10 protein-coding genes are annotated in these 9,787 nt (G+C 62.6%); 4 read left to right on the top strand and 6 right to left on the bottom strand.

Features of this window, described 5'->3' with window-relative positions:
* Positions 1-158 precede the first annotated feature (158 nt).
* The 3 genes from ybeY to miaB are packed head-to-tail and all read right to left on the bottom strand — an operon-like array spanning position 159 to position 3,044.
* Complete coding sequence (ybeY, locus tag KBW98_RS23005) at positions 159-626, bottom strand: rRNA maturation RNase YbeY (RefSeq protein ID WP_211522496.1); 468 nt, start codon at positions 624-626, stop codon at positions 159-161.
* Positions 601-1,686, bottom strand: a complete 1,086-nt coding sequence (locus KBW98_RS23000; RefSeq protein ID WP_211522495.1) for a PhoH family protein — start codon at positions 1,684-1,686, stop codon at positions 601-603. Before KBW98_RS23000 ends, ybeY begins: the two co-directional genes overlap by 26 nt.
* Positions 1,683-3,044, bottom strand: coding sequence for a tRNA (N6-isopentenyl adenosine(37)-C2)-methylthiotransferase MiaB (miaB, locus tag KBW98_RS22995; RefSeq protein WP_211522494.1), 1,362 nt, complete (start codon positions 3,042-3,044; stop codon positions 1,683-1,685). The genes KBW98_RS23000 and miaB overlap by 4 nt, the downstream gene beginning before the upstream one ends.
* Before the next feature lie 622 nt (positions 3,045-3,666).
* On the opposite strand from miaB, the gene KBW98_RS22990 reads away from it, so the two are divergent.
* Complete coding sequence (locus KBW98_RS22990; protein ID WP_211522493.1) at positions 3,667-4,083, top strand: hypothetical protein; 417 nt, start codon at positions 3,667-3,669, stop codon at positions 4,081-4,083.
* A 106-nt stretch (positions 4,084-4,189) separates the two neighbouring features.
* Here the strand turns inward: KBW98_RS22990 and KBW98_RS22985 are convergent, their stop codons facing one another.
* Positions 4,190-5,032, bottom strand: coding sequence for an HDOD domain-containing protein (locus tag KBW98_RS22985; protein WP_211522492.1), 843 nt, complete (start codon positions 5,030-5,032; stop codon positions 4,190-4,192).
* Complete coding sequence (locus tag KBW98_RS22980) at positions 5,029-5,361, bottom strand: hypothetical protein (protein ID WP_211522491.1); 333 nt, start codon at positions 5,359-5,361, stop codon at positions 5,029-5,031. The genes KBW98_RS22985 and KBW98_RS22980 overlap by 4 nt, the downstream gene beginning before the upstream one ends.
* Before the next feature lie 183 nt (positions 5,362-5,544).
* Between KBW98_RS22980 and gstA the strand changes: the two genes are divergently transcribed.
* Both gstA and KBW98_RS22970 read left to right on the top strand, forming a co-directional pair.
* Positions 5,545-6,150, top strand: coding sequence for a glutathione transferase GstA (gstA, locus tag KBW98_RS22975; protein WP_211522490.1), 606 nt, complete (start codon positions 5,545-5,547; stop codon positions 6,148-6,150).
* Between the two features lie 55 nt (positions 6,151-6,205).
* A complete protein-coding gene (locus KBW98_RS22970) occupies positions 6,206-6,757 on the top strand; it encodes a DUF1697 domain-containing protein (RefSeq protein WP_211522489.1) in 552 nt (183 codons plus the stop codon).
* Between the two features lie 69 nt (positions 6,758-6,826).
* On the opposite strand, the gene KBW98_RS24025 is transcribed toward KBW98_RS22970, so the two are convergent.
* Positions 6,827-7,000: a hypothetical protein gene (locus KBW98_RS24025; protein ID WP_229429375.1), complete on the bottom strand. Its 174-nt coding sequence runs from the start codon at positions 6,998-7,000 to the stop codon at positions 6,827-6,829.
* A 699-nt stretch (positions 7,001-7,699) separates the two neighbouring features.
* Here KBW98_RS24025 and KBW98_RS22960 point away from each other — a divergent pair.
* The gene (locus KBW98_RS22960; protein WP_211522488.1) at positions 7,700-9,658 is read left to right on the top strand and encodes an AAA family ATPase; all 1,959 of its coding nucleotides are present in this window, start codon (positions 7,700-7,702) and stop codon (positions 9,656-9,658) included.
* Positions 9,659-9,787: the final 129 nt, after the last annotated feature.

Genomic DNA, 9,787 nt, shown 5'->3' with positions numbered 1-9,787 from the left:
GGGCCCCCCCCCCCCCCGGGGGGGGGGCCCCCCCCCCCCCCCCCAAACCCTACGGATCAATGACGCACCGCGGCCACGTATGTGCCGGTTGAACGCGTGGGCGGGAGACCCGCCCACCCTACGGATGCGGCGCGTTCCATCCAGCCCCATCGGGTGGTTCAATCCGAATACGGATCCGGATATCCCAGCGCCTCCATGATGTCGCGCTCGAGCTGCTCCATCTCCTCGGCTTCCTCGTCGTGCTCGTGGTCGAAGCCCTGCGCGTGCAGCACCCCGTGCACCACCAGGTGCGCCACGTGTTCCTCGACGGTTTTCTTCTGTTCGTCCGCCTCGCGCCGCAGCACGTCGGTGCACAGCACGATGTCGGCCTGCACCGGCTCCTCGTCGCCCAGTTCCTCGCCCTCGTTGTAGGCGAAGGTCAGCACGTTGGTGGCGTAGTCCTTGCCGCGGTATTCGCGGTTCAGGGCCTGGCCTTCCTCGGCGTCGACGAAGCGGATGGTCAGTTCGGCCGGTCCGAGCAGCGAGAGCTCGACCCAGCGCCGCAGGTCGCCTTCGCCGATCTCGCCCTCCAGGCGCGGGTCGGCGAACTGGACTTCGAGTTCAAGATGATGTTTTTTTTCTTGCATGTTTCACCGGGGCGGGTTTGGGAAGGGCGGCCAGTTCCTGGACCGAGGTGTTCTTTTCGTACGCATCGATAATACGCGCAACCAGCGGGTGGCGCACCACGTCGGCGCTCGAAAACTGGGTGAAGGCGATCCCGCGTACGTCCTTCAGCACGTGCATGGCGTCGACCAGGCCCGAGCGCTGGGTCTTGTGCAGGTCGACCTGGGTCACGTCGCCCGTCACCACGGCCTTGCTGCCGAAGCCGATGCGGGTCAGGAACATCTTCATCTGTTCGACCGTCGTGTTCTGGGCCTCGTCCAGGATCACGAAGGCATGGTTCAGGGTGCGGCCGCGCATGTAGGCCAGCGGGGCGATCTCGATCACCTGTTTCTCGAACAGCTTCTGGGTGCGGTCGAAGCCGAGCAGGTCGTACAGCGCGTCGTACAGCGGGCGCAGGTAGGGATCGACCTTCTGGGTCAGGTCGCCGGGCAGGAAGCCGAGGCGCTCGCCCGCTTCCACCGCGGGGCGGGTCAGGATGATGCGCTTGACCGCATCGCGTTCGAGGGCGTCGACGGCGCAGGCCACCGCCAGGTAGGTCTTGCCGGTGCCGGCCGGTCCGATGCCGAAGCTGATGTCGTGTTCGAGCACCGCGCGCAGGTACTGGATCTGGTGCGGCGTGCGGCCGCGCAGGTCGCTGCGCCGGGTCTTGAGGGTCGGGCTCTCGAGCGCTTCCTCGGCCTCGCCTTCCTCCGCCTCGGCGTCCGCCGGCGCCGCGGGCCGGTCCCCCGGTGCGCCCTCGATCCTGGGCTTCAGGCCAGCGCGCTGCTCCACCAGCGCCAGCTGCACTTCCTCGATCGGCACGACCTTGTTGGCGACGGCGTAGAAACGCTCGAGCAGTTCGACCGCGCGCTCGGCATTGCTGCCGCTGACGATGAATTTCTCGCCGCGCCGGAAGATGGTCACGTCCAGGGCGGCCGAGATCTGGCGCAGGTTCTCGTCAAGCGGGCCGCACAGGTGGGCAAGCCGCGTGTTGTCGAGCGGCTCGGGGATGAAGTAAGAGGGCTGGGTGGCTTGTGTTTTCAACTGGCTTTGGCAATCGTATCAAGGTTAGCGACGAGTTCGCCGCGCAGGTAGTAGTCGTGGCTCGCGACGATGCGCACGTCGACCAGCTGACCGACCAGGCTCGCTCCGGTCTGGCCGGGCTCGAAGTTGACCACGCGGTTGCCGTCGGTGCGGCCGGCCAGGTGCCCGGCGTCGCGCTTGGCCGGTCCTTCGACCAGCACGCGCTGCACCGTGCCGACCATGGCCGCACTGTGCTTGCGGGTGTTGGCGTCGATCAGGGCCTGCAGGCGCTGCAGGCGCGCCAGCTTGACCTCGTGCGGGGTGTCGTCCTCAAGGTTGGCGGCCGGGGTACCGGGGCGCTTGCTGAAGATGAAACTGAAGCTATTGTCGAAGCCGACGTCCTCCACCAGCTTCATCATGGCCTCGAAATCGGCGTCGCTCTCGCCGGGGAAGCCGACGATGAAGTCCGAGGAAATCGTGATATCCGGGCGTACCGCGCGCACGCGGCGGATGATCGACTTGTATTCGAGCGCCGTGTAGCCGCGCTTCATGGCGCCGAGGATGCGGTCGGAACCGTGCTGCACTGGCAAATACAGGTTGTTGGCCAGCTGCGGGATCTTCGCGTAGGCGTCGATCAGGCGCTGGTTGAATTCCTTCGGGTGGCTGGTGACGAAGCGCATGCGCTCGATGCCGGGGATGTCGGCGATGTACTCGAGCAGCAGAGCGAAGTCCGCGACTTCGCCGCTTTCCATGACGCCGCGGAAGGCGTTCACGTTCTGGCCCAGCAGCATGACTTCCCTGACACCCTGGGCGGCCAGGCCGGCGACCTCGGTCAGCACGTCCTCGAAGGGGCGCGAGACTTCCTCGCCACGGGTGTAGGGCACCACACAGTAGCTGCAGTATTTGCTGCAGCCTTCCATGATCGAGACATAGGCGACCGGGCCTTCGACCTTGGCCGGCGGCAGGTGGTCGAACTTCTCGATCTCGGGAAAGGAAATGTCGACCTGGGCGGCGCCCGACTGGCGCCGGTTCCGGATCAGCTGGGGCAGGCGGTGCAGGGTCTGCGGACCGAACACCACGTCGACGTGGGGAGCCCGCTTGACGATGGCTTCGCCTTCCTGCGAGGCCACGCAGCCGCCCACGCCGATGACGAGGTCGGGCTTGTCGCGCTTGAGCTGCTTGAAGCGGCCCAGGTCGGAGAACACTTTTTCCTGGGCCTTTTCACGGATCGAGCAGGTATTCAGCAGGATCACGTCGGCGTCCTCCGGCGTGTCGGTGCGCACCAGGCCATCGGACGAGCCGAGCACATCCGCCATCTTGTCCGAGTCGTACTCGTTCATCTGGCAACCGAAGGTCTTGATAAATACTTTTTTCTGCATGGAATACTGTCGTGAAAGAAGAGCTGCCGCTTTGGCAAGGCCTGGGCCCATTGTAATTTAAATCGTCTGGGAGTCCGGAAAGCGGCGCGTGCGCCTCCGCTTTTCATGCCGATAAGAATGAATTATTTCTTATCCTAAAGTTATTGCAAAGCTGCTCAGATTGTTAAATGTGGCCTGCCGAACAATGTGCACGTGCAACGCCAAGTAAAATTCGTTTCGAGATATTTCTTTTTGTAAATCAATGGCTTCCGAGCGAGTTCTCATTTACAAAATATGTGAAGGAAATCTCTTGCGTGCGCCACACTTTGTCCCCATGTGCTGAAATGCCTATGTGACAAGCTTTCCGCACGATAGCTTGATTTCTGACAATGATTCACATGCGCCGGGTCGTCACCTGACCGACGTGCAACACTGATAATTTGTTTGAAAGACAAGTACGCATGTGGAAAGCGGACGCGGGAGCGCATGCATTCCGGATCGTTTCACGAGGGATTTTCCTTAAGGGGAAACAGACTTGCGCTGGCTTCCTTGAAACATTTCCGGGAACTTATGTTGATGAAAGCTAGTCTTTAACAAAAGTTCGCAAGGGAACTATTTTAACCAAACTCGTGAGGTAAACATCATGGCACAACAGCATCATGCTCTGTCTTCGCAGGAAAGTTACAACCCGAACCACCTGCTCGACATCCTGCTCGGGAAAATGCAGCTGAAAAACGACGCCGCGCTCTCGCGCATGCTCGAGGTTGCACCTCCGGTCATCAGCAAGATCCGCCACCACCGCCTGCCGGTCGGCGCCTCGCTCCTGATCCGCATGCACGAAGTAACCGGCATGAGCATCCGCGACCTGCGCGACCTGATGGGCGACCGCCGCACCAAGTACCGCCTGTCGGACGCACAAGGCCGTCCGAAGCCTGAAGAAAAGGCCGCCCAGGCAGCCGCCGCGGCAGCCGCACAGCAGCAGCAGGGCCAGCAGCAAGGTCAAACCACCGAAGCCACGTCGTCAAGCGGCACCTCGTCGACCGGCAATTATGCGCACTGATGCCGGGGGCATGACAGTTGCGGCTGTCATGCCTTCGGTAGCGCCAGGCTGCGGCGCTCCTGGCTGACAGGGCGCGCTGCACCGTTTTTCTTCCCGTCCTGGGGCGTCACGCCATCAGGATCGCGGCCATTTCTTCGAACTGCAGTTCCGTTTCATGGAATACATGCAGCCAGGCTTCTTCCGATAATCCGAGCGCCGTCCAGGCCACGCTGGACACGGCCGGCGCCAGTTCGTCCGTTTCGCCCGCCAGGTCGAGGGCATGCGCCACCGCGTTCGCCACGTGCACGATGGTGGCCAGGAAGCCGGCGCCCGCCTGTTCCGGCGCGTGGTGCCATTCGATCGCATGGCGCATGGTGTCCGAAAAATTCCAGTGCTCCGCCAGCGCCACCCCGGCCGCCACGTGATCGATGCCGATCACGGCCCGTTCGGCCGCCAGCAGTTCGCCATCCTCCGCGGCGCGGTGCTCCAGCACGGCCCGGTAGTGTTCCGGATAGCGCGTCACCAGCACCAGGCGCCCGATGTCATGCAGCAGCCCGGCCGTGAAGGCATAGTCCTGGTTGAAGCGCACGCGCCGCGCCAGCACCCGCGCGCAGGCGGCCGTGGCCACCGAATGGCGCCAGAAGGCCTTGTCGCTGAAACCGGGACAGCGTCCGGCCGGGAAGCAGCCGGTGATGGCCGCCGCCGTGATCAGGTTGCGCGTGGTCTGGAAGCCCAGGAAGGTCATCGCCTGCTGGATGGTCGTGACCTTGACCTGCAGGCCGAAGGTCGAGGAATTCGCCAGGCGCAAGGTCTTGGCGGTCAGCGCCTGGTCCAGGGCCACTTTCCTGGCCAGCACCGAGATGTCGATGTCTTCCTGCTCGATGGCGCCCAGCAGTTCCATCACCACCGCGGGCAGCGAAGGCAGGTCGTCCAGGCCGCGCGCCAGGTCGTCGATCGCCAGCATGCTCATGGCGCTACCTCGCGTCCGAGGCGGTAATCCTCGACGTAGCGGCGCAGCAGGCCGGTGGCCCAGTCGCCGTTGTCGTCGCGATCGTTGTTGCGGAAGACATAATCGAGGCGGGCCTGCACGGCTTGCGGATCGGGCGCTTCGGCGGCTTCCTGGACGCGCCCCACCGGTACCGCTTCGATGCCGTGGCGCGCGAGCGAAGCGATGATGGCGTCGGTCAGGACCGCGCCCTTGGCCAGCAGCACTTGTCCGTTCAGGTCGATCAATTCGTGCGACAAGACCATTCCCGGGGTCGCCTCGCCCAGGGCGAGGAGTTGATAGGCGTCGCTCATTCTTTCCTCCAGTTAATGCTAGCCGATCTTACCACCGGCATCGCCCCGGACGGCCGGCCATCGCAAGGACTGTCGTGTTCTTGCAGCAAAGGTCTTAGGTCGCTCGACCTACTCTTTTTGGAAATGTTGTACTCTTTACCATCGGCCTGAACGCTTCAGGCCGCACAACAGCATAGGAGACATATGAAACTGTATTTTGCCCCGGGCGCCTGCTCGCTCGCGCCTCACCTCGTCCTGCTGCAGCTGGGCCTGCCGTTCAGCACGGAGCGCGTCAGCCTGCGCACCAAGCTGACCAAGGACGGCGCCGACTACCGCAGCGTGAATCCGAAGGGCCAGCTGCCGGCCCTGGTGCTGGACGACGGCACCGTCCTGACCGAGAACGCCGCCGTGCTCCAGTACATCGCCGACCAGGCGCCGGAAAGCGGCCTGGCGCCGGCACTTGGGAGCTTTGCACGCTACCGGCTGATGGAGTGGCTGAGCTACCTGTCGACCGAGGTGCACAAGCGCTTCTCGCCGATGTTCTCGCCCGCTGTTACCGCCGAGATCCGCGAAGCCGCATGGACAAGCCTGGCCGCGCCGCTGACCTACCTGGCGGGCAAGGTCGATGGCGAGCACTACCTGATGGGCGAACAGTTCACCGTGGCCGACGCCTACCTGTTCGCGATCCTGAACTGGATCGGCTTCGCCAAGTTCACCATGAACGACTGGCCGACCCTGCAGGCCTACCACAGCCGCGTGGCGGCCCTGCCGGCGGTGCAGGAGGCGATGCGCCGCGAAGGACTGGCATGAGGCCGAGTGCCGCCTTGGTGCGCCGCTCCCCGGCGTCACGGGTTAACATGCGCGCATGAATCGCTATATTGCTTTGCTGCGCGGCATTAACGTCGGCCGCGCGAAGCGCATCGCCATGGCCGACCTGTGCCGCATGTTCGACGAACTCGGCTATACCAGCGTGAAGAGCGTGCTCAATAGCGGCAACGTGGTCTTCGACGCCGGCGGCGTCGGCGCCACGGATGCCGCAGGCGCGATCGAGGAAGCGCTGGTACTGCGCCTGGGCGTCGGCGCCAAGGTGTTCGTGCTCGACAGCCAGGAGCTGGCCGGTATCGTCGCCGACAATCCCCTCGCGTCCCTGGCCACCGATCCTGCACGGCTGTATGCCTTCCTGCTGTCCGACGAAGCCCAGCGGGCGGTGGTGGAGGACTTGTGCGCGCGCGAATGGGGCGCGGAATCGCTGGCCCTGGGGCGGCGCGCGGCCTATGTGTGGTGTCCGGAGGGAATGCTCGACAGCGCCGCCGCGACGGCGCTGGGCAAAGGGCTGGGTGACGGGACGACGTCCCGCAACTGGAATACGATCATGCGCCTGCATAAGCTATGCGGCGACGGCGCCTGCCTGCCCTAGGCAACCAGGACGCGCGGGCGTCCTGGTTTCATGCATGTCAATGGTCTTGTCTCGCTGCTGTTCTCCCAATCACTTGAACTTTTCGCTGCTGTCCCGGCTTGCCCGATAGCCGATCAGGATCAGCCCCAGCAGCATCATGGCGAATACTTCGGGTTCCGGCAGTTCCGACATATGGGCCGGCGGCGTGACGATGTCGCTGCGGCTGGTGACGGACAGGTTGCGCACGGGCTGGGCGGTACGCATGGTCTGGGCCGATTGGCCCGTGCTACTTGAAACAAGATCGATGGCGGCAGCGTGCGCGGTACTGCCCAGGCTGAGCGCGAGCGCTGCGGCTAAAACATATCTTTTCATAAGCATTCCTTTTCCTGACTGAATACTGTGGACCGCGTATCGCGTCCTGCGATGGCGGGCCCCGAATTCCGAGATCAGGATATCAAATTCGCAGTAATGGCTGCGTTCAATTGAACTGATGAGTTGCAGAAAGAAGTCATCAGTTTCGTGCGAGATGAGGGCAGGTTGTTGATTTTGATGCGTCTATATCGCGCAACAAAGATTGCACTGAGGATTGATGAAAAGAATATAAGACTTGAGCGGTTTTACAATGATATTTATGCAATAACTCGGCAATTATTTGGCAAACTCATCATATAAAATAATAGTTGGATAAGTTTTTTCCTTGCCGAAGTTATCACAATCGCAGTAATAGGATTTTTTTTCGCCACACGGTATACACCTCGGTTTTTTTTGAGGGTATAGTCTCCATATCCCTATTGCCTTCGGGCATCAAAAGAATACCAAACGATCACGTTTGGAGCAGGCGCCGCCGCGCATTCTGGCGATCAGCATGTCGCGATCGCAACGGTGGCCAGCCTAGGCCACTGCCGCTTTCCACCAGAGCGGACCGTATCAGCACCGACGCACCCACACTTGCAGAGTACCTAGATGCCCAATTTTTCCCGACTTCAGATTGCCTTCAAGAACGTCTACGTCCGTATCGCCGCTGCCATGCTGCTGGGCCTGGCCGTGGCGCTGGCCATCTATAAAGCGGATGTGCCGCAGGACGCCAGCCCAGTGATCCATTCGCAGAACATCGCCGAGATCACCCAGCTGGCCGAGCAAAAAGCCCGCCTGGAGTATCTCCTGATCGCCCAGCCGCTGTCGGATTCGCCGCGCTATGTCTACAAGTTCAAGGACGCTCCCAGCCTGCACGTGGTCAAGGTGCCGAGCACCTCGCACCTGTCGCTCGAGCGTGAAGTGCTGCTCAAGAATGCGATCCCGTATTCGATCGCCAAGGACGACTTCCTGGCCAGCCACAAGGCCGTCATGGACGAGGGCGAGACCGCGCTCGACAAGACCGGCAGCTTCCTCAAGCGCCACGCCTTCGATATCGCCGTGATCGTGCTGGTCCTGTACCTGATCAAGTTCGGCATCCCGGGCATGGGCATGAGCGCCTCGGTCATCACCCCGGACAAGCTCAAGGGCAGCATGGACGACCTGATCGGCATGGACGACATCAAGCAGGAAGTCCTGCACCTGGAAGACATGATTCGCAACCGCGACGAATACCAGTCGCACAACATCGACAAGCCGTTCAACGTCATGCTGACCGGCCCCGCGGGCACCGGCAAGACCAAGCTGGTCGGCTACCTGGCCAAGCGCCTGGACATGCCGATGATCTCGGCCTCGGGTTCGGCGCTGGAGTCGGGCTATGTCGGCGGCGGTTCCAAGGCCCTGAACGCCCTGTACCGCAAGGCTTGCGCCAAGGGCAAGTGCATCATCTTCCTGGATGAGGCGCAGAGCCTGTTCATGCCGCGCGGCCGCAGCGAGAAGAAATGGGAAGACGACACCGCGAACACCATGCTGGGCCTGCTGGACGGCGTGAAGAGCGACAAGGGCGCCAACGTGATCTGGGTGGTCGCCTCGAACTTCGACGATTCCTCGACCGAGATGGACGAAGCGATGCTGCGCCGCTTCTCGGTGAAGATCAATTTCCGCCTGCCGAACAAGCTCGAGCGCAAGGAACTGCTGCGCAGCTTCCTGGCGCGCAAGAAAGAAGGCCTGGTCGACTGGAGCGACCTCGACCTGGACCAGGTGGCCGAGATCACCCAGAACCTGAGCCCGGCGTTGCTGGAAACCGTGGTCGAGCGCGCCAGCATGATCTCGATCCAGGAAAAGGCGATCATCAACACCGACCTGCTGTTCCGTGCGTATGAGCGCGCCACCATCGGCTTGACCGACCGCGCCACCACCGCCGAGAAGACCCTGCAGCGCGAGCGTATCGCCCTGCACGAGCTGGGCCACTTCTTCATGCAGATCGACCCTTACCTGCGCCAAGGCATGAGCCTGGCCGAAGTGAAGGAAAAGTCGCACCTGCTGAAGATCAGCACCGAAGCCGTGTCGAAGATCGGCGCCCTGGGCTATGTCCTGCAGTCGGGAGAGGACATGTCGCTGCGCACCCTGGAAGAGCTGGAGCGCGACGTGGTCGGCCTGTACGGCGGCGTCGCGGCCGAGGAGCTGTTCTACGGCGCCCGCGGCATCTCGGTGGGCAGCCAGAACGACATCGAGAAGATCACCAAGATGCTGAACCTGATGGTCAACCGCCTGTCGATGTACTCGCGCTCGAAGATCGACTACAGCCAGCTGGCCAAGGAAACCAGCGGCGAGCAGAGCCTGCGCCTGATGGAAGAAAAGGCCGACGAGCTGTACAGCTATACCCTGAACGCGATCCGCGACTACAAGCAGGTGATGGAAACGCTCAAGGGCACCCTGATGGAGCAATACGTGCTGTCGAAGGACGCCGTGTTCGAGCTGCTGGAACAGCACAGCGAGTTGTTCATGGCCCCCCTGCACGGCCAGCGCCACGCCAACCTCAAGCTGTGCGCCGAAGAAGCGGCGGCCTGATACCGAAGTACACTTTTCCTTTGCGCGTCTCCGCGGCCCGCCCTGTGCAAGCAGGGCGGGTTTTTTTCATGCCTCAATCAGCGGGTAGGGGGGGGGGGGGGGGCGCCCCCCCCGGGGGGGGGGGGGGGC

Source organism: Massilia sp. ST3 (assembly GCF_018119405.1).
GTDB lineage: Bacteria > Pseudomonadota > Gammaproteobacteria > Burkholderiales > Burkholderiaceae_D > Telluria.
This window is presented reverse-complemented; position numbering and strand designations above follow the sequence as displayed.